Source organism: Streptomyces tardus (assembly GCF_018101125.2).
GTDB classification, from domain to species: domain Bacteria; phylum Actinomycetota; class Actinomycetes; order Streptomycetales; family Streptomycetaceae; genus Streptomyces; species Streptomyces tardus.
The window spans coordinates 850,621-874,917 of the sequence record NZ_JAELVF020000001.1 but is presented as its reverse complement, the minus strand read 5'-3'; the positions used below and the strand labels follow the sequence as shown (position 1 = coordinate 874,917).

The following is a 24,297-nucleotide window of genomic DNA, read 5'->3' as shown; positions in this document are numbered from 1 at the left end:
GTTCTCCTTCTGCCGAGTTGCCCGACGACAGTTCCTTGCAACGGGCAAGTGAACGCCGGTCAGCCAAGCACACGCGTTCGGATGCCGGAACACGGGGGCGGGGGAATTCACCAGCTTGTGACTGATGTGCGCGATGCGTCACATCACCGCCACCATGTGCGGGCCGCCTCGCGGACCGGGTCACAGGCGCCTGGCCATCCGGAACGCCTGTGCGTAGTAGCCCTCGCCGTCGAGCCGGGAGGCGCCGCCGGTGTCGCCGACGGTCGGGCCGTCGGCCTCGGCCCGGCTGGAGATGAAGACCTGGTGCCCGTCGGTGTCCCTGCCCAGGTAGAGCCCCGCGTGGTCGAGACGCCCGCCGTTGCGCCTCAGTTCGAAGAAGACCAGGTCCCCGGGGTGGAGGGTGTCGAGCGAAGCGGGCCGACCGGTGCCTCCCGCGCTGCCGGGGGCCGGTGGGACGACCTCGGCGCCGAGCCCGGAGCGTGCCATCGCGTCGGCGGTGCGCGGCAGTCCGCCGCCCGCCTCGTCGTCCGGGGCCAGCGGGTACCCGCCGCGGTGGCCGACGACGGTGCGCAGATAGCCGCTGCAGTCCAGCGAGCGGTACCGCTGCGGGTCGGGCCGGACGGTGGTGCCGTCCGGAAAGGTGTGGGGGGTCCCGAGGTAGTCGGGGACGTCGGACTGCTTCAGCCGGTCCGAGGCGTTCTGCGAGCCCTTCGGCAGCGGCCCGAACGAGGCGTCGCCCGCGTACGGGACCCCGTCGCGGTCCTTCCGGACCGCGGCGCCCGCGGTGTACTGGAAGGCGTACGCGAAGAGGTCGGCCTCGGTGCTGCCGAGCTGCTGCCGCAGCCAGGCGGTGAACCACCGCTCCCGTTCGGCGCCCTGCTCCCAGGCCCGCGGCAGCAGCCGTACCCAGTCGATGGTGACGATCCGGGCGCCGGTGTGCTCCGGTTCGGTGAAGCTGCGGCTCGGCCCGGTGAGCGTCGCCGTACGGGCGCCGTCGGTGAACGTCGCCAGCAACTCCCCGTCCGCGCCGCGCAGTACGGAACGGTCGGGGTTGCGCAGCCGCTGCCAGCTGCGGTCCAGGGGTTCGCGCTCGGCTGCGCCGGGCGCGGCGAGCGGCGCGGCGAGGGCGTTCTCGGCGAGCGCGGGGGCGGGCGGGGGGCTCCCCGCCTCCGCCTTCCGGAGTTCGAGGGTGAAGCAGGTGCCCGCCGCGAGGAGCGCCAGCGCGGTGACGCTGTGCAGTACGGGACGCGGCTTGACGGTCATCCTGGTGGTCATGCGGGTTCGCTCCGGTCTGTTCCGAGGGCGTGGGGTCCGTGGATCGACACGGCGTGGTCGTGCGGTGCGTGCAGGTGTGCGTGCGCGGGAGTGGGCCCGGGGGTGCGGTCCGTGCGGGCGGGCGCGTGGCCGTACCGCGCGTCAGGCGGTCGGCATCACACCGAGCAGGATTCCGGCCGTCAGGACCACATAGGTCATCAGCGTCACGGAGCCGGTGGCGATGACGGTGGGGAGCCTGGGCTGGCGCACGAGCTGGTACGCGATCAGTCCCGGCACGATGAAGCCCAGGGTCTGGTTGGAGAACATCAGCGGGAACTCGTGCCGCAGCACCAGGGTGAGGGTCGCCTGGAGGATGACGCCGATCAGCACCACCCCGGCGAACAGCCGCTTGCCGTACAGGATCACCCAGCGCTGGACGAGCACCGTGCACAGAAAGGTGAGCGCGGTGACGCCGACGACCATCGCCGCGTGCTGGAGGTCCTCGGCGAGCGTGAGGGCCAGCCAGCCCGGGGTGATCATGCCGCCCGGGGAGAGGTTGGTGGTCAGGTAGCAGACCAGGGAGAACATCAGGCCCAGAGCGATGCCGACGGCGGCTATCTCCGGGGTGAGCACTGCGGGGATCAACGGGGTTCTCCTGGACCGGTGGGGGGATGGTCGTACGGGCGCGGGCCGGGCCCGGGCCGCGCGGGCGGGCTCTCGGAGGGCGACGAGGGGTCCCGCGCGGGCGGGCTCTCGGCCGGGGTGTCGGGGGTGCTGTCGTCGGAGGGGAGGTCGTGAAGATGTTCCAGCAGCGCCTCGCCCTGCCCGTGGATGTTGCCGATCGAGGCCAACGAAGCGCCGTCGGGCAGCAGTTCGAGCAGTGCGGGCACGAACTCCCCGGCGTCCCGCCTGTCTCCGCCCAGGTCGACGACGAGGTGCCGCCAGTCGGCGGGCACGGCGTCCAGGGCGGACCTGGTCGGGTGGCCGATGAGGAAGACGGACTCGGGAGCGAGCTCGGGAACCAGCTGGCCCATCTGCCCGTTGCGCTCGACCCGGTCCGGACGGCAGTTGACGACCACGCTCAACGGCCGCTGGATCGGGCCGAGTTCGAGGAGCTGGTTGATGTTCATCAGAGTGGACTCGGGGTCGTTGGCTGCGAAGACGTTGGCGAAGCGCAGCCGCTTCCCCTCGGGGGTGCGGTAGCGCTCGACCGAGAGGACGCCGGGGTCCGGGGGCGCGTCGTACATGCCCCGCAGTGCGGTGGCGCGGTCGATCCCCAGCAGTTCGGCGACCTTGAGCGCGACGGCGACGTTCTCCTTGAAGGTGAACCAGCTGAAGCCGCGCAGCTCCTCGTCGCTCACCGACTCCGGGTCGGCGTACAGGAGTTGGCAGCGCCGCGCGTCCGCCTCCTGCTGGAGGATCGCGAAGCGGTCCTTCTCCGCTGTGACGCAGATGCCGTCCTCGGGCATCGAACGGCACAGCGAGCGCGCCACGTCGTCCAGGGTGGGGCCCATCTCCTCCAGATGGTCCTCGCGCACGTTGCACAGGACGCCGATGGTGGAGCGGATGAGCTTGCTCTGGTTGATCTCCTGGAGCGCGGGCATCACCGCCATGCACTCGATGACGAGGGCGTCCGGATCGCAGGAGGCCGCCCTGCGGACGATCCCGATCTGCTCGACGACGTTGGCGATGCCGAACTTGCGGTGAACGGGCTCCTCGGTGGCGTCGGGATGGATGAAACGCGCCGCGGTGCCGGTGGTCTTGGCGACGGTGGTGAGCTCCCCGCCGCGCAGCGCGCCCGCGCACAGCCGGGTGATGGAGCTCTTGCCGCGGATTCCGTTGACCAGCACCCGGACGGGGATGTGTTCGAGATTGGCGAAGTGGCGGCGCTGCTCGATCACTCCGGCGACCAGCAGGGCCGCGCAGCACACCACGAGCACGGTGTAGAGGAAGAGCACGGGCGATCAGTTCCTTCCGGCCGGGACGGCAACCGCGCCGCCCCGCTTGTGCTGTTCCTGGAGCTGCTGTCGGACGATCTCCAGGCTGCGAGTGATCGCGCCGACCTCGTCGTGGTGGCGGGGGAAGAGCACGGTGCGGCGGTCGCCGTCGGCCAACGCCTCGGCGCGGCCCACCAGTTCGCGCAACGGGCGGACGACCACGATGTGCAGCCAGCCCAGGCAGGCCACCGTGGCGGTGAGGCCGAGCAGACCGACCAGCACCGTACGGTTCTCCAACTGGTAGGCGGGCAGGGCCAGTCCGTCCGGGGCCTGCCAACTCACTGTGGACCAACCGAGATTGTCGGCGGGGCCGCCGCCGAGCACCGGAGCGGCTGCGGCGATACGGCGGTCGCCGCCCGGCCCGTGGACATCGGCGGTCGGCCGGGGCAGCCGGTCGGCCGCCGCGTTCCGGGCCTCGGCGTACGGCGCGTCCGCAGACGCGCCGTACGCCGAGGAACGCCCTGTGCCTGCACGCGAGTTCGGGGCTCTCGACTCGGCCATCAGCGCGCTGAGCCGGCTGTCGTCCAACTGCTCGAAGGCCACAAAGCCGGAGCTGCCGCCGATGACCCGCTCCGTCTCGTCGACCAGTCTCACCTGGCCGAGGCCCGGCTGGGTCAGCAGCGCGTTCAGATGGGCGATCCGGAACTCCCCGACCACGGTCAGGCCCCGCTCGCCGGCCACCGGGGCGTAGCCGGCGACGACCGGCACCCTGCCGCCCTCGCCGAGCACGGCCAGTCCGCGCTGCGCGGGCCGCCGCCCCGCCGGGTGGCTGGGCGAACTGCCCGTGTGCGCCACGGTGTTGCCGCGGGCGTCGAGCACGTAGAGCGACTCGTAGCGCTGGTGCTCGTGCATGGTGCGCTCCAGCAGCGGCACCAACCGGCTCTGCGGTGCACGACCGTCGACCAGCCGGGCGATCGAGGCCAGATCGGAGTGGCCCTCGTTGAGCGCACGGCGCACCCGGTCGCTCACGGTGCCGGTGCGATCGCGCTGGTCGCTGACCAACTGCGGCGGTACGCCGTCGGTGTCGGCCCGGTTGACGAGGGCGGCCAGCGGCGCGCACCAGACGAGCATCAGCACCCCGCACAGCACCAGCAGGGCTCGGGCGCCGGGGCAGCTGCGCGGCATTCGCGTCCGGGCCACGCCGCGGCCGTCTGCGTCCCGGCGGCCGTCCTCGCCGCGGCAGCCGTCTGCGTCGTGCTCGCCGAGGAGTTGGCGGCGCAGACGTTCCAGTGCCCGCCCCGCCCGGGCCGCCTCGCCGAAGCGCGCAACGGCCACCGGGCGGTTCAGTTCGCCGCGGGCGAGCCTGCGGCTCTCCAGGAACAGTCCCAGCAGCGGACGCTGCACCAGGCCGACCAGCAGCCAGATCGTCAGTGCGCCGACACCGAGCAGCGCCGCCGCGGCAAAGAGCCCGTACAGCGGGTCGATTCCGGCGGAAGCGGTCTCGCTGACGGCGGTCATCGCGACGACGGTCAGGCCGAGTTCACCGGCCGGCGACTTCGGGCCGTCCGGCGGGGCGGTGAGCTGGGCGTAGCCGGCGACCGCGCGGTCGCCCCGTTCGCCGTCGGTCCGCTCGCCCAGCAGATGGCCGCTGGGGCCGGGGAAGCCGACCGCCGTCCCGGTCTCGCCCGGCGCGTGGCTCGCGGTGCGTTCCACCGCCTGCCGCGAGAAGGAGGCCAGTTGCTCCGCGGACGGCGACGGGCCCTCCCCGTCCGCCCGGTCTGCGGCGTGTACCGCGGTGACGGCGTGGGGGTCGTGGTGCCGCCCGGGTGCGTGTGCCGTCCGCGGCGCCGAAGCCCCCGGCACCGCCTCCGACGGTCCCGGGGACGTGCGCTGCGGGGCCTGTGAGGCGTCCTGGGGGTCCCGGGACGTGTCCTGAGTGTCCTGCGGCCCCGGCGCGAACGCCTGGGCGTTCCGGCGGTGTTCGGCGCGGGTGTCCCGGTCTCGGGCGGGCCCCACCACTTCGCCGTGCTCGTCGACGACGGCGAGCGTACGGGCGTTCTCCTCGCTCTCGGCGGCTCCGGCGGCACAACTGTCCGGCAGCCGGAGGCTGTTGGTGGTGACGGCGAGCCTCGGCTCCTGTCCGCGCACGGCCAGCAGGCCGAAGGAGAGCAACCGGTGTTCGCCGCCCGCCAGTTCGACGAGCATCGGCCGCCACTCGTCCTGCTCGGCGAGCTCACGGGCGTCGAAGGAGTTCAGCGGTACGGTCTCGCCGCGTGCCGCCAGCAGACGGCCGGAGCCCAGTTCGACGACGGCGGCGCCGCGGCGCCGCTGGTTGGTGTCGCCGACGGCGTCGAGCACCTCGTCCGCCGAGATCTGCCGCCCGGAGCTCAAGTGGCCGGTGACGCGCCGCAGATCGGTCACGGTCTCGTCGAGCGAGGAGCGCAGCGAGACGGCCGCGTCCTCGGCGATGTGCTGCTGTGAGGTGAGGACGGCTTCGGGCAGCGCCTTGTCCTCGACCGAGCCGAGGCTGAACGCGGTGGTGCCGGCCAGAGCCAGGAGCAGGGCCGACAGCGCCGCTATGGGAGGGCGTATGCCGCCCAGCAGGGACATGTCCGCCCGTCGGCGGATCCGGTGCCGCCGCTCGGGTCGCGAAGCAGCCAACGGAGGGCTCCTCTCGGCGTCCGGTGCTCTGTCGTCGGAAGGCGCCGAAGTCCGGGACGGCTTCTGGGCAGGGCCGGCCGGGGAAGGTCGGGTGGCGTCGGGCGCCGCGGAGGGATCGGGGGCCGCGGGCGGGCGGAGGTGCTCGGGCGATTCACGGGCGTGGGGGTGGGGGCCCCGGTGCCGGGGTGCGGTGTGTGCAGACATGCCTGTCGGAAGGGGTGAGCCGGTGGTCCGGTGCCGGTGGGGCGGACGGAACTGAGGGAACTGACCGAACGGCGGCGCGGATCTCGCCGCCGTGTTCGCAGACAGGATCTTCGACAGTTGTGACTGCCGCACGACGTCCCCGTGAACCGAACATGTGGTTCACAACCACATCACATTTGCGAACGCTTTCGCCTTGGACGTCGAGTGGAAGGGAAGTACCGTCTGAGTGATATGTACGGACAACTCATGCGGGTACGCGTCGTGATCGCGGCCGCAGTGGCGCTCGCGGCGGCACTCGCGGTGATGATCCTCACAACCGGGGAGTCCCGCGATACGGACAGCGCGCTGAACGGCAGTGCCGCCACGGTCGATCTGCGGGAGCGGGTGCGGGAGTTCGCCGCGGGTGTCGCCGAACGCCGTGTCCACCACGAGCCGACCCGCGCCGAGCGGGGCGCGGTGGCGGACGGGGTCGGGCTGCTGCTGGCCGGCGAGCGCGAGCGCGCCGAGCGGCGGCTGCGGGAGGTCGGGTACGCCGTCACCGCACTCAAGGACCGGGAGAGCGGGCGGAGTTACCTGGAGGTCGCCGACGCGCGGGAGCAGGCGGACGGCAGCGGCACCCGCGGCTGGGGGAGGGTCTACCTGGACCGGAACGGGGCGCCGGGCTGGTCGGTGCAGGTGCCGCACCCGGTCGCCGACCTCGACACCGAACTGCTCGGCGCGGAGGTGCTGCGCGGCGCGCCCGGCGGGGTCCTGATCCTCGCCGGGGCACACCGGGACGCGGGCGAGACGGACGCGGCGGATGTCGCGCACCGTACCGACACGGTCTTCCATCAGATCGTGCGGGAGACGGTTCGGCGCGGGCTGCCCGGCCTCCAGTTGCACGGTTTCGCCGACGACAGTGTTCCGGGCTTCGACGCGCTCGTCTCGTCCGGGAGCGGTGGTCACGGCGAGGCGGCTGCGAAGTCGCTGGTCGCGGACCTGGCCCGGCAGGGGTTCGCGGTCTGTCGCGCCTGGTCGCAGAGGTGCCGTCTGGAGGGCCGCACCAACGAGCAGGGAATCGTGGCCGAGCGGTACGAAGTCCCCTTCGTGCACGTCGAGTTCAACAGGGACAGCCGACGCAACCCGGCTCTGCGGTCACGGACCGCGTCCGCTCTCGGAGGCATCGCCCAGCAGTGGCGGTAGGTGCCGCGCTCTGCGGTGAGCGCAGCACCTACCGCAAACCAGTACTTCTCCGTCCGGCGCCGGCGAAGGCATGTGTTCCGTCAGTTTCTTCTGGCAAACAGGGAAACATTCGCCCGCACGGTCCTCTTCCGGTGCACATCCGGCCACCTCGGGAACAACCGGAACTTACTCTTCCGCCAGCGGCAGCAGCTCGGGCAACTGCCCGTCCCGCGCCCGCGCCGCGGCCACCCGCTCCTCGGGCACCGGGCCGTACAGCGTGGTGCGGGGAACCGCCGGACGGCCCGCCAGCTCCGCGATCTCCTCCAGCCCGCGCACCGAGCGGTAGGAGCCGTACGAGGAGCCCGCCATCCGCGAGATGGTCTCCTCCATCAGGGTGCCGCCCAGGTCGTTCGCCCCTGAACGCAGCATCCGCGCCGCGCCCTCGGCGCCGAGCTTGACCCAGCTCGTCTGGATGTTGGGCACATGCGGATGGAGCAGCAGCCGGGCCATCGCGGTCACCGCCAGGTTGTCCCGCATCGTGGGCCCCGGCCGGGCGATCCCGGCCAGATAGACCGGCGCATTGGTGTGGATGAACGGCAGCGTGACGAACTCGGTGAATCCGCCGGTCTCCTGCTGCACCCGCGCCAGCGTCCTCAAGTGGCCCAGCCAGTGGCGGGGTTGGTCGACGTGGCCGTACATCATCGTGGAGGAGGAGCGCAGGCCGAGCCGGTGCGCGGCGCTGACCACCTCGATCCAGGTGGCGGCCGGCAGCTTGCCCTTGGTGAGCACCCAGCGCACCTCGTCGTCCAGGATCTCCGCCGCCGTGCCCGGGACGGAGTCCAGGCCCGCCTCCCGCGCCGCCGCCAGCCAGTCCTCGATCGACATCCCGGTGCGGGTCGCGCCGTTGACGATCTCCATCGGCGAGAAGGCGTGCACATGGATGTCCGGCACCCGCTGCTTGACTGCCCGCACGATGTCGAAGTACGCCGTGCCCGGCAGGTCCGGATGGATGCCGCCCTGCATGCAGACCTCGACGGCGCCCACCTCCCACGCCTGCGCGGCCCGGTCGGCGACCTGGTCCAGCGAGAGCGTGTAGGCGTCCGCGTCGGTGCGGCGCTGGGCGAAGGCGCAGAAGCGGCAGCCGGTGTAGCAGACGTTGGTGAAGTTGATGTTCCGAGTGACGACGTACGTCACGTCCTCGCCGACGGTGTCCGCGCGCAGCTCGTCCGCGATCCGGCAGAGCGCCTCCAGGGCCGGCCCCTCCGCGTGCAGCAGCGCCAACGCCTGGGCGTCGCTGAGGCGTTCGGGGTCGTCTGCGGCGCGACCGAGCGCCTCCCGCACGTCCGAGTCCACTCGCTCGGGCACCATTCCCGGCGCGGCCTGCTCGCGCAGCGCCTCCCAGTCGCCGTAGACCTCGTCGAAGTCCTCCCGGCGGTCGCCGGTGCGGCCCTCGGTGTCGATGGTGCGGTGCAGCTCGGTGCGCCCGCCGCCGGTGAACACCTCGTCCGGCTCCTGCCACGGCAGCCCGCTCGGGCGCACCCCCTCCCGGGCCAGCCCGGTCTCCGGGTCGGCCAACGCCCGTACGTGCGGCGTGAGTCGGGGATCGAGCCAGGGCTCACCGCGGCGCAGGAACTCGGGGTAGACCGTCAGCCGCTCGCGCAGCTCGAAACCCGACTCGGCGGTGCGCTCGGCCAGATCCTCGATCACCGGCCACGGGCTCTCGGGGTTCACATGGTCGGGAGTGAGCGGCGAGACGCCGCCCCAGTCGTCGATACCTGCGCCGATCATCATCGCGTACTCGCGGCCCACCAGATTGGGCGGCGCCTGCACCCGCATCGCCGGACCGAGGATCAGCCGGACGACCGCGATCGTGGCGGCCAGCTCCGTCAGCTCCGCGTCCGCGATGCCCCGCATCGCGGTGTCCGGCTTGGCCCGGAAGTTCTGCACGATGATCTCCTGCAGACCCTGGTACGAGCGCTGGATGCGCCGCATCGCGAAGATCGACTCGGCCCGCTCCTCGTAACTCTCGCCGATTCCGATCAGAATGCCGGTGGTGAAGGGGACGTTGGACCGGCCGGCGTCCTCGATCGCCCGCAGCCGCACCGCCGGCTCTTTGTCCGGCGAGCCGTGGTGCGGACCGCCCGGCTCGGACCACAGCCGGGTCGCGGTGGTCTCCAGCATCATGCCCATCGACCCCGAAACCGGCTTCAGCCGCTGGAAGTCGGACCAGCTCAGCACACCGGGGTTGAGATGGGGCAGCAGGCCCGTCTCCTCCAGCACCATGATCGAGACGGCCCGCACATAGGCGAGGGTGTCGTCGTAGCCGCGCGACTCCAGCCACTCCCTCGCCTGCGGCCAGCGGTCCTCGGGACGGTCGCCGAGCGTGAACAGCGCTTCCTTGCAACCGAGTTCGGCGCCCTGGCGGGCGATGGCCAGCACCCGGTCGGGGGAGAGGAACATGTCCTCGCCCTCTTTGCGCAGCTTGCCCGGCACGGTGGCGAAGGTGCAGTAGTGGCAGCGGTCCCGGCACAACCGCGTCAGCGGCACGAAGACCTTGCGCGAGTACGTGAGCACGCCGGGCCGGCCGACGGCCGCCAGACCCGCGTCCCGCACCCGGGCGGCGACCGCGCTGAGCGCGGTCAGATCCTCCCCCCTAGCCTGGAGCAGCACCGCGGCCTCAGCGGTGTCCAGAGCCACGCCGTCCCTGGCCCTGCGCAGCGCGCGGCGCATCGCGTTGGCGGTTGGTACCTGCGCGTGTGAGGTCATGCTTCGAGCGTACGTGGCACGCCGCCCACCTGGAACAACGCCTTTGCGACGACCGGAAGTCGGGCACCGTGGCCTGTGAGCCGGGCGTGCGCCCCCGGGATACCCGAGTGCGCCCCGCCCGCCGGCTTGGCAGTCTGTGCCCCATGAACGACGAGCACGACGCATCCGGCGCCACGCCGCAGGGCCACTGGACCAGCACAGTCCCCGACGAGACCTATCTGCACGGAGCCCTGGAACTGGAGCGGACCGCGCAGGGCCTGCGCCCCCACCGACTCCCCGCCCGCGCCCGGGCGCAGGTGAGCGACGGCTATCTGAGCGTCGCCGAGTCCCAACCCTCGGGCGTACGACTGGTGTTCGGCACCGAGGCGAGCTCTGTCGAACTGGACACCGTCCGCACCAAGATGGCGTACGAGGGCGCACCGCCGCGCCCGGACGGCCGGTACGACCTGCTGGTCGACGGTGAACCCCACGACACGGCGACCACCACGGGCGGCAACGTCCTCCTGACCGATATGAGCGGCCGGACGCCCGACCTCACCCCCGGGCCGGTCGGCACCGTCCGTTTCGCCACGCTGCCGCCGGGACCCAAGACCGTCGAGATCTGGCTGCCCTACAACGAGATCACCGACCTCGTCGCGCTGCGCACCGACGCGCCCGTCCACCCCGTCGCCCCGGGCGGGCGCCGCTGGCTGCACCACGGCAGTTCCATCAGCCAAGGCTCCGACGCGGCGAGCGCCGCCACGATCTGGCCCGCGCTGGCCGCCCGCAGCGCCGGCGTCCGGCTCACCAACCTCGGCTTCGGCGGCAACGCCGTGCTCGACCCGTACACCGCCAGGGCGATGCGCGACACACCGGCGGACGTGATCAGCATCAAGATCGGCATCAACATCGTCAACAAGGACGTGATGCGGCTGCGTGCCTTCGGCCCGGCCGTGCACGGCTTCCTCGACACCGTGCGCGACGGTCATCCGCACACCCCGCTGCTGGTCGTCTCGCCGATCCTGTGCCCGATCCACGAGGACACCCCGGGGCCGCTGGCGCCCGACCTCACCGCGATCGGTGAGGGCCGGCTCTCCTTCCTGGCCACCGGCGACCCGGCCGAGGTGGAGAGCGGAAAGCTCACGCTGAACGTCATCCGCGCCGAACTGGCCCGCATCGTCGAGCAGCGAGCCGCCGAGGACCCGCACCTGCACTACCTCGACGGGCGGGAGCTCTACGGCGAGCAGGACCACGAGCGGCTGCCGCTCCCGGACAGGCTCCACCCCGACGCCGCCGCCCACGAGCACCTGGGCGAGCGGTTCGCGAAGCTGGTTCTGGGCCCCGGCGGGAAGCTCGCCGAGGCGTAGCCGCGCGGCGCTCGGGCGGGCCTGCGCCGCGGTGCGAGAACGCCGTCCGGTCCCGTGGTTCGGGACCGGACGGCGTTCTGTGCTCCTGAACTCCCGTACGGCGGCAGGGAGTTCGTCGCCCGGAACGCCGGCGGACTCCCGCCCGGAACGCCGGCGGGCTGCTCCGCGGGGCCGTCAGAAGATGCGGGTCAGGCGTGCTCCCGTACCCGGCTCGGTCAGCTCCTCGCGCAGCGTCACCGGGACCTTCACCTGCCCCGGCCCGCTGCCGACCGTCACCCTGCCGACCGCGGTGCCTGCCTCCGCCTCCCGGGGAAGGCCCTTCTTGCCCTCGGCCAGACCGAGTTCGACCTTCAGCCCCGGCCAGCCGACGGCCGCGACCTCCTCGGCCGCGACCAGCGGCGTCCTGCCGCCCAACCCGTCGTCGACCGCTCCGACCACCGCGCCCTTCTTGAGGACGACCTCCGACTCCAGGGCGTCCTGGGCGGAGAGGATCAGATCCTTCCCGGCGGCCAACACCGAGTCGATGATGGGCGGTTGGTGCTGCGAGAGCACCGCACCGATGATCAGCTGCCGGGTGCCGCCGATCTCCTTCTCCGCGGCGAACAGGAGGTTGCCGCCGGCTGCCGTGGTGGTACCGGTCTTGATGCCGACCGTGCCGAACTCGGGCACCAGCCGGTTCCAGTTGTTCTGCTGTTTGCCGTTGCGGTCCTTGTACGAGGGCAGCCGCACCGACTCGCGGAACGCCTCGTGCTTCATCGCCGCCCTGCCGAGCTTCACCTGGTCCCGGGCAGTGCTGACCGTCTCCTTGCGGAGCCCGCTGGGGTCGGTGTACGTGGTGTTCTTCATCCCCAGCTCGTCGGCGGTCTTGTTCATCTTCTCGACGAACGCCTTCTCCGTGCCGGAGTCCCAACGGGCCACGAGGCGCGCGACGTTGTTCGCGGAGGCGATCATCACGGCGTTGAGGGCCTCCCGCTGGGTGAGCGTCTCGCCCTCCTTGACGTCGACCGTCGACTCGCCCTGCGCGCTCAGCCCGGCATCGTCCTCCGCCTGCTTGTCGACGGGGATCTTCTTGCCGTCCGCACCCGCCTTCATCGGGTGGTCGCGAAGCAGCAGATAGGCCGTCATCGTCTTGGCGACACTTGCGATCGGGACGGGTTTCTGGTCGCCCGAGGTGCCGAGCGAACCGAGCCCCTCCACCTCCAGCGCCGCCTGGCCCCGGTCCGGCCAGGCGATGGTCGGCTTCTCGCCGTCGAAGGTGTGCGTCGCCTGCGTCGTCAGCTTCAACTCGGGGTCCGGCAGCGGACGCAGCAACTGTGCCCCTATGACGACGAGAACCAGCAGGCCCAGCAGCGGAGTCCAGATCTTGACCCGGCGGACGAGGGTCCGGATCGGGGTCTCGGGCGGCGCGGGCTTGTTCGTCAACTGGGCCAGCAGATCCAGCGGACGCTGCCCCGGTACGGGCGGCAGTGGCTGCTGGCGGGTTCGCTCGGCCTCCGGCGGCTCGGCCGACGGCAGCGGCGCACCGGCGGGCGGTGCGGGCGGCTGCGCGGGCGGAGCCGGGGGCCGCGGCGGCTCGTCGAGCGACCGCAGCGGTACGAAGCGACTGGCCCGCTCCGGCTCGTCCGCCGACCCGGCGGTGCCGGGCTCGGAAGCGAGCTTGGCGTCCGGCTCGGAGTCTGGCTCGGCGCCGGGCTTGGCGCCCGGCTCGGCGCCCGGCTTGGCGTCCGCCGGTCGGGCTGCGTCGGTGTCCGGGTCGGTGCTGGAGTCCGCCGCTGCGTCGGTGTCGGCGGCGTCGGACTCTGCGGGCTCCGACTTCGCGGAGGGAGCAGGCGACTTCGCCGCCGCGGCGGCGGTCGCCGACTTCTCGGCGTCGTCCGCCTCGGCAGGCTTCTCCGTACCGGAGTCGTCGCTGTCGCTGTCCTTTTCGCTGTCGGTCGCCGAGTCGGCTTCGGGCTCGGCGCCGGCCTCGGACTTCGGCCCGGGCTCTGCCTTCGAACCGGGTTCGGGCTCGGACTTGGCTGCGGGCTTCGGTTCCGCCGCCGCACCGGCAGAGGGCTTGACGCCCGATGGGGTGTCAACCTCCACCTCGGGCTCGGAGTTGGGGGCGCGTTCGGGCTCAACTCCCGAACTCTCCGAGCTTCCGGCCTCGGCATCCGCTTCGGCTTCGGTGTCCGCTTCGGCCTCGGGCGGTGCCTCGGATGCGGAACCCGACCCGGACTCGTTTTCCGGTTCGGGGGACAGGGCGTTGAAGGCCTCTGCCGCGCCGGCCGACTCGGTCTCCTCAGGCTCGGCTACTGGTGCGTCGGTGCCGTCCGCGTCCGCGTCCTCGGACTTCGAGGCTGCCGCGGATGCGGCAGACGTCGGTATACGCAGCATGGTCGTGCGCTCGTCGTGCTTGCGGGCCGTACCGCCCGTACCGGCGGTGTCGTCGTCCGCGCCCCGCGGTTTCTCGGCCTTGGCGCCGGTTCCGGAGCCGGAGCCCGCACCGGCACCGGAACCGGAGCCCGCGCCCGAACTCGCCGTTTCCTTCGGCTTCTTGCCGCTGCTGCTGCTCGTGGAGCGCTTCGATCCCTTGGGCGCCGCCGGGCTCTCCGCGCCCTCGGCGTCGGACGAGCCGTCAGCAGCGTCCTTCTTGGCGCTCCCGGCCGGCTTCGAACTCTTCGAACCCGCTGCGCTCTTCGTGCTCTTCGTGCTCTTCGCGCTCTTGGTCTCCGTCGAGTCTTTTGCGCCCTTCGCGTTCCCGGCGCCCTTCGGCTTGTTCGAGCCCTCGGAGCCCTTCGCGCGTTCGGCATCCCGGGCGCGGAAGGTGAACGCCGTCGTCGGCTGGTCCACCGGGCTGTCTGCGGGGTGCGCCGCGCTTGTGCTCTCGCCGGCGTCCGCAGCGTCGGAGTCCGGCTCAACGGCCGGCTCCGCGTCCGGTCCGGAGTCCGCTTCGGCGCCCTTCGCGGCGTCGGAGTCCGTGCTCCCGCGTTCCTCGTCGGTGTTCCGGTCGCTCTCCCGGCCCAGCAGTGTGCGTGGGTCCGAGGGGGATTTCGCAGGTCGTGGAGGGGCGGAGGGTTCTGGCGGAACCGCGTCGCCCTGTCGCGTCGTCTCCCCCGACGACTGCTGCTGCTTCGACCTGTCGGGGGACTCGCCCGCCACCGTGCCTCCTGAAGTGCCTGCCGTACGCGTAACCAGTTAACAGTGTCCGTTGCTCCGACCCGGGTGGTGGGTGCTAACGGGCGTTATGTACCGCCTCATGGTTGCCAGACGGTAACGACATAACTGGCGGTTCCCTACATTTCGACCAGGCACTCTCGACAGAACATTGTGAGAGGGGTCACCCTGTCACTCATCCACGCGGGGAGGCATGGATGGGCAGGAGCCGCAGAACAATTCCGGAGGAGCTTCTGTTGCTCGCCCTGGACCCAGCCACGGGTACCACGGCGCAGCCGCAGTCGCTCGACCTCGGTCTCGCGGGAGCGCAGCTAGTGGAGCTGGCTCTGGCGGGACGGATAGCCCCAGATGGGGACCGCATTGCCGTGGTCATGCCACGGCCGACCGGAGATCCAACCCTGGACTCCGCGCTCGAGTTGCTGCGCCGTCGCGGCAGCCCGGTGCGCGCCGTCCACTGGATAGGCGGGCCGAGGCTCGGCCTGCGCCAGACATATCTTTCGCATCTGGAGCGGTGCGGCATGGTTCATGCCGTGAGCAGCCAGATGTGCGGAGTGCTGCCGACTACGCGCTATCAGGCGACGGAGACGGCCATCAGCCGGGAGATCAGGGCCCGACTCGATGCGGCGATCCGCACCGGTGTGCCGCCGGACCCACGGACGGCAGCACTCGCCGCCCTGGCCCACGCGGTCGGGCTCGGCAAGCATCTCTACCCGGGCAACGAGGGGCGTTCCTGCCGCTCGCGGCTGCGGGACCTGATCCGGCACGATCCGATGGGCGGCCTCGTCGCCCACGCGGTGATGGACGTGCAGAACGGCGTCGGCGTACAGCCGCGGCGCGCGCCGGTGAACGGCGGCGGAGGGCGTCCGGCTCCACCGGCCGCCGCGCCCGCGGCCACCGCCCGCGCAATGCCGGGCCAGGCCTATCGACACGGGCCGATGGTGCGGGCCGGCGCCCGCTGAGCAGCGCGCCGGACGCACTGCCCGGTACCTCCGGGAGCCGCGAGGCGTGCGGGGTGGCAGCCGGTCGCAGGAGTGCGATCGGCTGCCACCCCGTACGTGCGCCCGGGTCCGTACGCGGGTTCAGAGGTCGTGAGCGTGCGGGTGTGAGTCTGCACCCGGGTCCGTACGCGGGTGTGGGCGATGGGCGTGCGCCCGAGCTCGGGCGCGCGTATGCCCCCCGTCGGGCGCCCCCGGTGCGATCCGGTGTGCGCCCTGCGCCCCCGTTCCGGTGTTCGCCGTACACACGTACGGGTGGCCGTAAGTCGCCGTCAGGGGCGTCGGGTTGCCCGAGGCCGTCCGCCGGCCCGTTTCCGGCCGTGCCCGCGGCCCGCTCCACAGTCGTGACACAAGTACGAGTGGCCGTACGCCAGGCGCTGTCGACGTCCCGGAAGGCGGTCGTACGCCGAGTTCGTACGCATGCGCGGGACTTGACCGACCGAGAGCGGATTCTTTACCAAAGCGCCTTCGAATCCAGACAGTTACTGGCACCCTGCTGAACAGTAATCAACCCACTTCAGTGGAGGTGCGCGTCAAGTGGCGGCCCACATCAACCCCACCGTCAGAAGGCGCCGACTGGGACAGGAGCTGCGCAAGCTTCGCGAGGAGCGCGGCATGACGGCCGAGGAGGTCGCCGAACGCCTGCTGGTCTCCCAGTCGAAGATCAGCCGGCTGGAGAACGGCCGCCGCAGCATCAGCCAGCGGGATGTGCGCGACCTCTGCGGGGTGTATGAGGTCGGGGACCACCGGGTGGTGGAGTCCCTGATGCAGATGGCCAAGGAGTCGCGCCAGCAGGGCTGGTGGCACGCGTTCGGCGACATCCCGTACAGCGTCTACATCGGCCTGGAGACGGACGCGGCCTCATTGCGCATCTACGAGCCGCAGATCGTGCCCGGGCTCCTGCAGACCCAGGGCTACGCCGAGGCGGTCATCGCGGGTGCGCTGCCGGAGGCCTCGCCCGCGGAGGTGGAGAAGCGCGTCAAGGTGCGGATGCGGCGCCAGCAGCGCATCCAGGTCTCGAAGGCTCCGTTGCGGCTGTGGGTGGTGTTGGACGAATCGGCCCTGCGCCGGGTGGTGGGCGGGCGCCAGACCATGATCGAGCAGTTGGAACATCTGCTGGAGCTCTCCCAGCTCCCGCACGTCACCGTGCAGGTGATGCCGTTCGCGCTCGGCGCGCACCCCGGCGTGAACGGGCAGTACGCGATCCTCGAGTTCCCCGACACCGCGGACTCCACGGTGGTCTACCTGGAGGGCGTGACCAGCGACCTCTATCTGGAGAAGGCCAACGACGTGCACAGCTACGGCGTGATGTACGAGCATCTGCGCGCCCAGGCGCTCAACGCGGACCAGAGCCGGGATTTCATCGGTGCCGTGGCGAAGGACTATGCGAAGCAGTGAGGGCCGCGGCCGGCGCGCCGCCGGCCGCGGAGCGCTCTACTCCCTTGCCCTCGACGGGAGTTGAGGCGGTCGTTCGGGCCCGTCCGGCGTGCGGCGGGTCAAGGTACACCCGTGGGAAGTCGGTTGGAAGAGTCACGGGGTATATGCCATCCGGTCGAGTGAACGACCGTCCTGCGAGCGCGCCGATCCCAGTAGCGTCGGGTTGTGCCAGTCAGACCGCTGGTGCTCTCCCCGTAGATCCCTCCTGGGAACGCACAGGAAGACCGGAGCAAACATGGCTATTCAGCAGGGCAGGACCAGTAGTTGGGTGAAGTCGTCCTACTCCGGCGGCAACGGCGCCTGCGTCGAGGTGAAATCGCCGACGGTTCGGGCGGTCGCGGTGCGGGACTCCAAGGTCCCCGCCGGTCCGTCGATCGGCTTCGAGCCGACGGCCTGGAGCGCGTTCGTCGGCGCCGTCGAGACCGGTGACCTCCACCGTTCCTGAGCAACCCCAGCGCGCCCGTCGCCGGCGGCGGGCGCCCCGCACCCGGCCCTCTCGACCAGACCGCCGTCCCGGCCGAGAGGGCCGTCCGCTTCCCCGCGACCGCCCCGGCGCCCGTACGTCGGCCCACGCCCGTGCGCCCGTCCACGCGCCCGCGCCTGCCCCGCCCCCGTACGTCTTCCCGCGCCGCCGGTGCGCGCCTCCGCCGGCTCGTGCGCCCGGCTCGTGGCTGTGCGCGGCCGGGTCCGCTCGCGCACCCCTGCCGCCCGCAGACGGGTTCGCGGGCCGGGGATGCGTATCCTGTCGCCCATGACTCTCCGGCGCGGCGGCAGCAGCGCGCACAGGCTTCCGGCACTGTGCGTGCTGCTGCTGTCGTTGGCGGCAATCCTTCTGACAGGGCCGCTCTCCTCGTGGTCCGGGGCCGTCGGTCCGCCCGTCGCCGAAGCTCGACTCGCCGCTCCGTCCGCCGAGTTGCCGGCCGCCGCGTTGCAGGACGTCGAGCTGCAGGACGTCGAGGAGCGGGCGACACAGCGGGCCGACGTCCGCGACACCGGCGCCGGCGCCGAACAGCGTCCCGAGGCGCCGAGCCGCTGCTCCGGGGTGCTCCCTGAACCGGAGCCCGCACTCGTTCCCGCGCCCACCTCCGAGTACGGCCACGGGCCCTCCTGCCCCTCCTCGCAGGAGGCCGGCGCTGCCGACTCCGCGGCGGCAGACCGAGCCCGTGCCAACGGCTGGCGGGACCGGCCGGCCGCGACACTGAGCCAGCTCTCCGTACTGCGCATTTAAGGGTCTGGCGTTCGGATCCTCGCCCGGCGCGCGACGCCCGGCACGCGCGTCTGTCGCGTTGTCGTCGGCCGGCGCTGCCTCCCCGGGGCTGCTTCCTGCGCCTCGCAGCTGAACGCACCGGCACGCCGCCCGCGCGGCGCCGACTCCCGTACGCCTTCAGGCCGTTGGCCTTCCAGCCCGTTGCCCCTTCAGTCCATTGCCCCTCGGGCCCTGACGCTGCCGCCCGTGCGCACCTCCCCGCGCACGACCGCCGCGCGCGCCCGCCCCAGCCCGCTGCGCTCTCGTGCGCGGCCTTGGAGCGCCAGTGATGTCTCAACCAGCCAGGAACACCGGGAACACCGGGAACACCGGGAACACCGGGAACACCGGGAAACCCGCTGCCTCCCGTACGCCCGCCGCGTCGAAGCCCGCGTCGAAGTCACGGCCCTCCACCGGCGACGGGGGCGGTGGCGGTGGCGGCGGGCGGAAGCTCTCGCTCTCGCTTCTGGTGGTGGCGTTGGTGGGTGTGCTCGCTCTGGCCGCCGTGTCCCTGCTGTCCGACTCCGACAGCTCCGACTCCGCGCCGAGCGGCTCGGGGAACGAGGCGGCCGGCGAGCAGGCGGAGCCGGACGCCGAGTTGCTCGCGCTCGCCCGCCGCGACAAGAACGACCCCTATGCGCGCGGGGCCGCCGACGCCCCGGTGGTGATGATCGAGTACTCCGACTTCCAGTGCCCGTTCTGCGGGAAGTTCGCCAGGGACACCAAGCCTTCGCTGGTGCAGAAGTACGTGGACGAGGGTGTGCTGCGGATCGAGTGGCGACAGTTCCCGATCTTCGGCAAGGAGTCGGAGAACGCCGCGCGGGCCTCCTGGGCCGCGGGCCGGCAGGGGAAGTTCTGGCAGTTCCACGATGTGGCGTTCGGCGAGGAGCGGAAGAAGAACAGCGGGGCGTTCTCGCGGGACGGGGTCGAGGGGATGGCGAAGGCGGCGGGCGTCGAGGACCCGGCGAAGTTCGCCGAGGACATGAAGAGCGACGAGGCCACCGCCGCGCTGCGCCAGGACATGAACGAGGGCTACGGCCTCGGCGTCTCCAGCACCCCCGCCTTCCTGGTCAACGGCACTCCGGTGCTCGGAGCCCAGTCCGCCGACTACTTCGAGCAGACCGTCGAGCGCGCCAGGAAGCAGGCGGAACGCGCAGCCGCCCCCTCTGCCGACGAACGCGACGCCGATGAGCCCGACGCCGGCGGACCCGACTCCGACGGGACGCCCTGATGGGAGAGATCGGCTATCTCACCGCACTTCTCGGCGGCCTGCTGTCGCTGCTGAGCCCGTGCAGCGCCCTGCTGCTGCCGGCGTTCTTCGCCTACGCCTTCGGCACGCCGACCAGGTTGCTGACCCGCACCGCTGCCTTCTTCGTCGGTCTGTGCCTGACCCTGGTGCCGCTCGGAGTCGCCGGTTCGTTCGCCGGCCGGCTCTTCTACGGCAACCGGGACGCCCTGGTCGCGGTGGGCGGTTGGACCGTGATCGCGCTCGGTGTGGCACAGATCCTCGGTCTGGGGTTCGCCTCCCGCCGGATGCAGCAGGCCGCGGCCGGTATCCGCCCTTCCTCGCTGCTCTCGGTCCTGCTCCTCGGCGCGGTCTACGGACTGGCCGGCTTCTGCGCCGGGCCGATCCTCGGTGGGATCCTCACCATCTCGGCGCTGCACGGTTCGCCGGTGTACGGCGGGGCGCTGCTGGCGGTGTACGCGCTCGGCATGGCGGCTCCGCTGTTCCTGCTGGCGCTGCTCTGGGAGCGCTTCGGGCTGGGTCGGCGGCGCTGGCTGCGCGGTCGCGAGCTGCGGCTCGGCCGGCTCAGGCTGCACACCACCTCGCTGCTCTCCGGGGGGATGTTCCTGGTGATCGGCGTCGTCTTCCTGCGGTTCCAGGGCACTTCGACGCTCTCCGGGCCCCTGGGAGTGGACCAGGAGGCGCGCCTGGAGGAGTGGGTGCGCGACGCCGGTGCGGCGGTCTCCGACGTCGGTGTGCTGATGGCGATTGCCGTGCTCCTGGCGGGTGTGCTCGCGGTCCGGCTGTGGTGGCGGCCCGGCGTCCGCGAGAGCGACGACGAGGGCCCGCCCGTGGGCGAGGCCGAGCAGGAGCCCGTGGAACAGCGGGAGCCCGTGGAGTCGCGGGTGGTCGTGGAACAGCGGCCGGAGGCGGCGGAGCAGGACCGGGAGGGCTCGGCGGTCGATGCGGAACGATGAAGGCCCGGCAGGGTCTTCACGACCGAACCGGGCCAACTTCCTCGTAAACGAAAGCACTTCGTACGAACCCCCGTGGCCGTACGCATGTGCCTACTATTTCGTTTTACGTGCCATGCAGAGGGTACGGCGAAGTGGGGCCCTCTTGTCAAGATGGTTTTATGGTGAGGCGCCGGCACCGGGCGGGCGTAAACTTCAGTTGAGACCCGTCGCGGTCGACCAGTCGCGGCGCAGATGTCAGGGGGTGAGGGGATGGCCAGCGGTGCGAACGGTGCTCGACGCACGATTGCCGACAAGCTAGACCATCTGATCAGGGTGGTGCATCCGGCCGGGCGCGGACCGTTGAGCTATATGGAGATCGCCGAGGCGATCAAGGAGAAGGCCGGCGCGGAAGGGCCCACGGTCTCCCACGCCACCATTCAGAAGATCCGCAAGGGCGAGATCACCGACCCGAAGATCAGCACCCTCACCGTGATCGCCGGATTCTTCGGGGTGCCGGTGGCGTACTTCATCGACGACAGCGTCACCGAGCGGGTCGACGCGAAGATCGACAAGGTGAAGAAGCGCATCGAACTCAGCAGGGCCGAACGCGATCTGGTCGCCGCGCTCGGGGACAACGACGTGCGCGATGTGGCGGTCCGGATGAACGGCCTGTCGGTGGCGAGTCTGCACGCGATCCGCGGCGTGATCGACCAGGCCCGGCGCTTGGAGGGCCTTCCGGAGAGCCCGCCCGGCGAGGTGCCCGCTGCCGGTGCGCCCGGGGTGGCTGCCTCCCACGAGTGAGGCGGGCGAAATCCGTATCGCCGATTTCACCGGGAATTCCCCCGGCGTTCGCGACGCGCAGCGGACCGGGGAGCGGGAAGAGCGACGGGGCTCCGCCCGATCAGGGCGGCAGAACAAGCGTCAGTGACTGAATTCATCCGGGCGTTTGGGGAGTTGCCCGGTTAGCTGCCTAAACTACGGCTCCGAAGGAGACCGTATGTCCAAGACCAGTCGCCGTGCCCGCTGCGAGTCCACCGCCAACGAGGTCGACATACCCCGGCCGTTCGACCTCGACGAGCTGTGCGCGCGCATCGCCGCGCGGCGCAACCGCCCGCTGCGCCTCGTGCCGCTCGAAGGAGTGCCGGACGCCGCCACGCCCTGCGGAGTCTGGGTGGCCACCACCACCAGCGACCTGATCTTCTACGAGCCCGCGACGAGCCCGGTCCACAAGCTCCAGATCGTGCTGCACGAGCTGGCCCACCTCCTGCTCGGCCACGGTGCGACCGACCGTGAGCGCCCGAGCTACGTCAGCCGCCTGTTGCAGCGGTCCCGGACCGCCGACCCCGTACGGGGCGGGAGCGCACCGCTCGCGCATCCCGGCGAGGCCCGGAACCCCGCGACGGCCGCCGACGGCGAACCCGTCCGCACCGCCCGCCGCACGGATCCCGCGCACCCGGGCCAATCCGCGCACCCGGGCCAATCCGCGCGTCCGGCCGACCCCGCGACCGCCCCCGGCCCGGCGGGCTCCGTGGGCTCCGCGGGCCTCGGCTCCGGCCTCGGCGCGGAGCTCGAGGACGAACTCGACGACGAACTCGACCTCGACCAGCTGCTGCACGTGCTGGGCCGCACCAGCTACACGGACGAGGAGGAGCGCGACGCCGAGCTGCTCGCGACCCTGCTGAGCGACCGTGTGCTGCGGCCCGACGCCGCCACCCGAGCCACCGACGGCGGCCCGGACGGGCGCGCGGGCGTACTGGACCGGCTCAACGACGCGTTCGGTCACCCGCTGCGCGGCTGACCCAGAGTGGCCGGGCGCCCGGCCCGACCTCCAGCGGCACCGTGTCCCGAGCGGGCCGCACACTCCGGCGAGACGGTGAGGACCAACGTGGACACCCGGCAGTTCGTCGAGTACGCCGTACTGTGCCTGCTCTGGAGCATGGTGCTGTGGCGGGCGCCCGCGGCCCGGCGCATCCCGCGCCAGCGCGCCCTGTGGGTGACGTTCGCCGCGCTGACCCTCGCGATGACGCTCCGGCTGCCGGCCGTGATGGACGTCGTCGACGGCGGCACCGGCGTGAACAACCTCTCCACGCTCTTCAAGCACTTCCTCGGGATCACCGCCGCCGCGGCGCTGCTGGAGTTCGTGCACAGCATCACCCGCCCGGACAGCGCGGACGGCCGCAGACGACGCCTCGCTGCGACGCTGGTCGCGCTGGTCGCGCTGACGACCTTCTTCTTCCTGATGCCGAGGGAGAGCCAGGCCGAGGACTTCTTCGAGGCCAACGTCGGTTCCGGCGCCGCGACCGCGTATCTGATGGTCTGGTTCGGCTGCCTGGGCACCGCGATGGCGACCGCGACGGCACTGTTCTGGGGTGCCGGTCGGCAGGCCGCCGCCGGCTGGCTCCGCACCGGGCTGCGGCTGCTCGGACTGGGCTGCGCCGCGGGGGTGCTCTACTCGCTGCTGCGCGCCGGCTATCTGCTGGTGCGGCTGGTCGGCACCGCGGACGCGGGCACCGACGCGCAGGTCGCCGAGGTCACCGATCTGCTCAAGCACGCGGCGATCGTGCTGATCCTCCTCGGCACCTCCATCCCGGCCGCCGGCGTCGCCTGGCGCGGCTGGCAGCAGTGGCGGCACCTGCGGCGGCTCCGGCCGCTCTGGGGGAAGTTGACGGCCGCCGTGCCCGAGGTCGTACTCGACGAGGGGCTGCGCCGCCACGAACTGCGGCTGCGGCTGCACCGCCGCGTCGTGGAGATCCGCGACGCGCTGCTCGCCCTCCAGCCGTACGTCGACCCGGCCCGCAGGGCGGCGGCCCGCGAGACGGCGGCGGACGCCGAGACGGAGGAGTCGGAGCGGCGGATTCTCGCCGACGCCTGCTGGGTGGAGGTCGCCCGGCACGCCAAGCTGGCCGGCCGCGCACCCGGCAGCGCACCCGCCAGGGAGCCCGACGACGGTTCGACGCCGGTGTGGGGCAGCCTGGACGATCTGGAGACCGAGGCGCGGCTGCTCATCCGGCTGGAACACGCCCGGCACCGCGCGACCGTACGGGAGTTCGTGCGCGAACACACCGACCAGGAGGCGACGCACTCGTGACGACCACGCCACACTCCGCCCCGGAACCCGCACCCGCCGCCGCGTCCGGCTCCGCACCCGGCGCCGGGGATTCGTCCGGTGCAGCGTCCGTCCCGGAGCCCGGCAGCGGCACCGGAGCGAGCTCCGCAGCGGTGTCGGGCCCGACAGTCGGCGGGGAGGGTGCGGACGACGGATCGCCGTCCGAGGGGCGGGCGTTCGCCCGTCGGGTCACCGACGGGCTGGAGCCGAAGAACTGGATCGTCGCGGTCACCCTGATCGTCGGCTGGTGGGCCGACGGCCCCGCCGGTCTGGCCTGGGGCGCGTTCGGCGTGGTGTTCGCCGCAGTACTGCCGGTGCTGTTCATCAAGTACGGGATACGGCGCGGAAGTTGGGCGGACCGGCATCTGGGGGTGCGGCAGCACCGACTGGTGGTGATGCCGTTCATCGTCGGCTCGGTGCTCCTCGCGACCCTGCTGATGAGGGCGTTCGACGCCCCGTCCGAGCTGACTGCGCTGATCGCCTCGATGGTGGCGGCGATGGCGGTGCTACTGGTGGTCACCGTGTGGTGGAAGGTTTCCGTCCACTCGGCGGTTTCCTCCGGCAGCGTCGTCGTACTCGCCCTGACCTGCGGGCCGTTGCTCTGGGCCGGCTTCGTGCTGGTGGCGCTGGTCGGCTGGTCGCGGGTGTCGCTGCGGGACCACACCCCGGCGCAGGTGCTGGTGGGCACCGTGCTGGGAGGCGCTGTCGCGGGAGTGGTCTTCACCGCCCTGCGCTGACCGCCGTCTGCGAAGGCATGGTCCCCGGAAGCGCTGACTGGTTCGGACAGCGGGTGATGCGCTCCTCCGGCACCCGCACCGGCACCACGGGACTGCGCGGGTCCCGCCGA

17 protein-coding genes and 1 pseudogene are annotated in these 24,297 nt (G+C 72.0%); 12 read left to right on the top strand and 6 right to left on the bottom strand.

The genetic code is table 11. From position 1 onward, the window contains the following. Positions 1-180: 180 nt before the first annotated feature. The 4 genes and pseudogenes from JGS22_RS03790 to JGS22_RS03775 all read right to left on the bottom strand — a co-directional run bounded on the left by JGS22_RS03790 (position 181) and on the right by JGS22_RS03775 (position 5,852). Positions 181-1,275 carry an NlpC/P60 family protein gene (locus JGS22_RS03790; RefSeq protein ID WP_211041998.1) on the bottom strand — a complete coding sequence of 365 codons (1,095 nt, stop codon included), beginning with the start codon at positions 1,273-1,275 and terminating at the stop codon, positions 181-183. Positions 1,276-1,416: 141 nt separating this feature from the next. Beyond that, on the bottom strand, positions 1,417-1,899 hold the full coding sequence (locus tag JGS22_RS03785) for a poly-gamma-glutamate biosynthesis protein PgsC/CapC (protein WP_211041997.1): 483 nt from the start codon (positions 1,897-1,899) through the stop codon (positions 1,417-1,419). Between the two features lie 59 nt (positions 1,900-1,958). Continuing rightward, positions 1,959-3,212, bottom strand: a pseudogene (gene pgsB, locus JGS22_RS03780) (poly-gamma-glutamate synthase PgsB); the annotation flags it as partial. Between the two features lie 6 nt (positions 3,213-3,218). Beyond that, positions 3,219-5,852 (bottom strand): HAMP domain-containing protein, encoded by a 2,634-nt coding sequence (locus tag JGS22_RS03775; protein ID WP_236073016.1) that lies wholly within the window; start codon positions 5,850-5,852, stop codon positions 3,219-3,221. Between the two features lie 435 nt (positions 5,853-6,287). Here JGS22_RS03775 and JGS22_RS03770 point away from each other — a divergent pair, with 435 nt between their 5' ends. Next, positions 6,288-7,238 carry a hypothetical protein gene (locus JGS22_RS03770; RefSeq protein WP_211042322.1) on the top strand — a complete coding sequence of 317 codons (951 nt, stop codon included), beginning with the start codon at positions 6,288-6,290 and terminating at the stop codon, positions 7,236-7,238. A 165-nt stretch (positions 7,239-7,403) separates the two neighbouring features. Here JGS22_RS03770 and JGS22_RS03765 read toward each other — a convergent pair whose 3' ends face one another. Then, positions 7,404-9,983, bottom strand: a complete 2,580-nt coding sequence (locus JGS22_RS03765; RefSeq protein WP_211042323.1) for a bifunctional FO biosynthesis protein CofGH — start codon at positions 9,981-9,983, stop codon at positions 7,404-7,406. 143 nt (positions 9,984-10,126) lie between these two features. On the opposite strand from JGS22_RS03765, the gene JGS22_RS03760 reads away from it, so the two are divergent. Further along, the gene (locus JGS22_RS03760; RefSeq protein ID WP_211042324.1) at positions 10,127-11,329 is read left to right on the top strand and encodes a GDSL-type esterase/lipase family protein; all 1,203 of its coding nucleotides are present in this window, start codon (positions 10,127-10,129) and stop codon (positions 11,327-11,329) included. Positions 11,330-11,503: 174 nt separating this feature from the next. Here the strand turns inward: JGS22_RS03760 and JGS22_RS26720 are convergent, their stop codons facing one another. Beyond that, positions 11,504-14,470 (bottom strand): serine hydrolase, encoded by a 2,967-nt coding sequence (locus tag JGS22_RS26720; RefSeq protein WP_211042325.1) that lies wholly within the window; start codon positions 14,468-14,470, stop codon positions 11,504-11,506. Between the two features lie 212 nt (positions 14,471-14,682). Between JGS22_RS26720 and JGS22_RS03750 the strand changes: the two genes are divergently transcribed. The 10 genes from JGS22_RS03750 to JGS22_RS26945 all read left to right on the top strand — a co-directional run bounded on the left by JGS22_RS03750 (position 14,683) and on the right by JGS22_RS26945 (position 24,187). Continuing rightward, positions 14,683-15,444 (top strand): GOLPH3/VPS74 family protein, encoded by a 762-nt coding sequence (locus JGS22_RS03750; RefSeq protein WP_211042326.1) that lies wholly within the window; start codon positions 14,683-14,685, stop codon positions 15,442-15,444. A gap of 573 nt (positions 15,445-16,017) precedes the next feature. Then, a complete protein-coding gene (locus JGS22_RS03745; RefSeq protein ID WP_211042327.1) occupies positions 16,018-16,878 on the top strand; it encodes a helix-turn-helix domain-containing protein in 861 nt (286 codons plus the stop codon). 274 nt (positions 16,879-17,152) lie between these two features. After that, positions 17,153-17,362: a DUF397 domain-containing protein gene (locus tag JGS22_RS03740; RefSeq protein WP_211042328.1), complete on the top strand. Its 210-nt coding sequence runs from the start codon at positions 17,153-17,155 to the stop codon at positions 17,360-17,362. A 306-nt stretch (positions 17,363-17,668) separates the two neighbouring features. Further along, entirely contained in the window at positions 17,669-18,145 is a 477-nt protein-coding gene (locus JGS22_RS03735; RefSeq protein ID WP_211042329.1) for a hypothetical protein, read from the top strand. Between the two features lie 307 nt (positions 18,146-18,452). Then, on the top strand, positions 18,453-19,394 hold the full coding sequence (locus JGS22_RS03730; protein WP_211042330.1) for a DsbA family protein: 942 nt from the start codon (positions 18,453-18,455) through the stop codon (positions 19,392-19,394). Then, a complete protein-coding gene (locus JGS22_RS03725; protein WP_211042331.1) occupies positions 19,394-20,365 on the top strand; it encodes a cytochrome c biogenesis CcdA family protein in 972 nt (323 codons plus the stop codon). The genes JGS22_RS03730 and JGS22_RS03725 overlap by 1 nt, the downstream gene beginning before the upstream one ends. 249 nt (positions 20,366-20,614) lie before the next feature. Next, complete coding sequence (locus JGS22_RS03720) at positions 20,615-21,145, top strand: restriction endonuclease subunit S domain-containing protein (protein ID WP_211042332.1); 531 nt, start codon at positions 20,615-20,617, stop codon at positions 21,143-21,145. Positions 21,146-21,341: 196 nt separating this feature from the next. Further along, positions 21,342-22,142: a hypothetical protein gene (locus JGS22_RS26715; RefSeq protein ID WP_211042333.1), complete on the top strand. Its 801-nt coding sequence runs from the start codon at positions 21,342-21,344 to the stop codon at positions 22,140-22,142. Between the two features lie 75 nt (positions 22,143-22,217). Next, positions 22,218-23,432 (top strand): MAB_1171c family putative transporter, encoded by a 1,215-nt coding sequence (locus tag JGS22_RS03710; protein ID WP_216814828.1) that lies wholly within the window; start codon positions 22,218-22,220, stop codon positions 23,430-23,432. Further along, positions 23,429-24,187: a phosphatase PAP2 family protein gene (locus JGS22_RS26945; protein WP_308405496.1), complete on the top strand. Its 759-nt coding sequence runs from the start codon at positions 23,429-23,431 to the stop codon at positions 24,185-24,187. The genes JGS22_RS03710 and JGS22_RS26945 overlap by 4 nt, the downstream gene beginning before the upstream one ends. Positions 24,188-24,297 lie beyond the last annotated feature (110 nt).

Excerpts from the sequence above, each read along its gene's own strand:
- JGS22_RS03730 (WP_211042330.1), top strand. The coding sequence starts at position 18,453 with ATGTCTCAACCAGCCAGGAACACCGGGAACACCGGGAACACCGGGAAC.
- JGS22_RS03740 (WP_211042328.1), top strand. The coding sequence starts at position 17,153 with ATGGCTATTCAGCAGGGCAGGACCAGTAGTTGGGTGAAGTCGTCCTAC.
- JGS22_RS26715 (WP_211042333.1), top strand. The coding sequence starts at position 21,342 with ATGTCCAAGACCAGTCGCCGTGCCCGCTGCGAGTCCACCGCCAACGAG.
- JGS22_RS03750 (WP_211042326.1), top strand. The coding sequence starts at position 14,683 with ATGGGCAGGAGCCGCAGAACAATTCCGGAGGAGCTTCTGTTGCTCGCC.
- JGS22_RS03735 (WP_211042329.1), top strand. The coding sequence starts at position 17,669 with ATGACTCTCCGGCGCGGCGGCAGCAGCGCGCACAGGCTTCCGGCACTG.
- JGS22_RS03790 (WP_211041998.1), bottom strand. The coding sequence starts at position 1,275 with ATGACCACCAGGATGACCGTCAAGCCGCGTCCCGTACTGCACAGCGTC.
- JGS22_RS03765 (WP_211042323.1), bottom strand. The coding sequence starts at position 9,983 with ATGACCTCACACGCGCAGGTACCAACCGCCAACGCGATGCGCCGCGCG.
- JGS22_RS03725 (WP_211042331.1), top strand. The coding sequence starts at position 19,394 with ATGGGAGAGATCGGCTATCTCACCGCACTTCTCGGCGGCCTGCTGTCG.
- JGS22_RS03770 (WP_211042322.1), top strand. The coding sequence starts at position 6,288 with ATGTACGGACAACTCATGCGGGTACGCGTCGTGATCGCGGCCGCAGTG.
- JGS22_RS03760 (WP_211042324.1), top strand. The coding sequence starts at position 10,127 with ATGAACGACGAGCACGACGCATCCGGCGCCACGCCGCAGGGCCACTGG.
- JGS22_RS03720 (WP_211042332.1), top strand. The coding sequence starts at position 20,615 with ATGGCCAGCGGTGCGAACGGTGCTCGACGCACGATTGCCGACAAGCTA.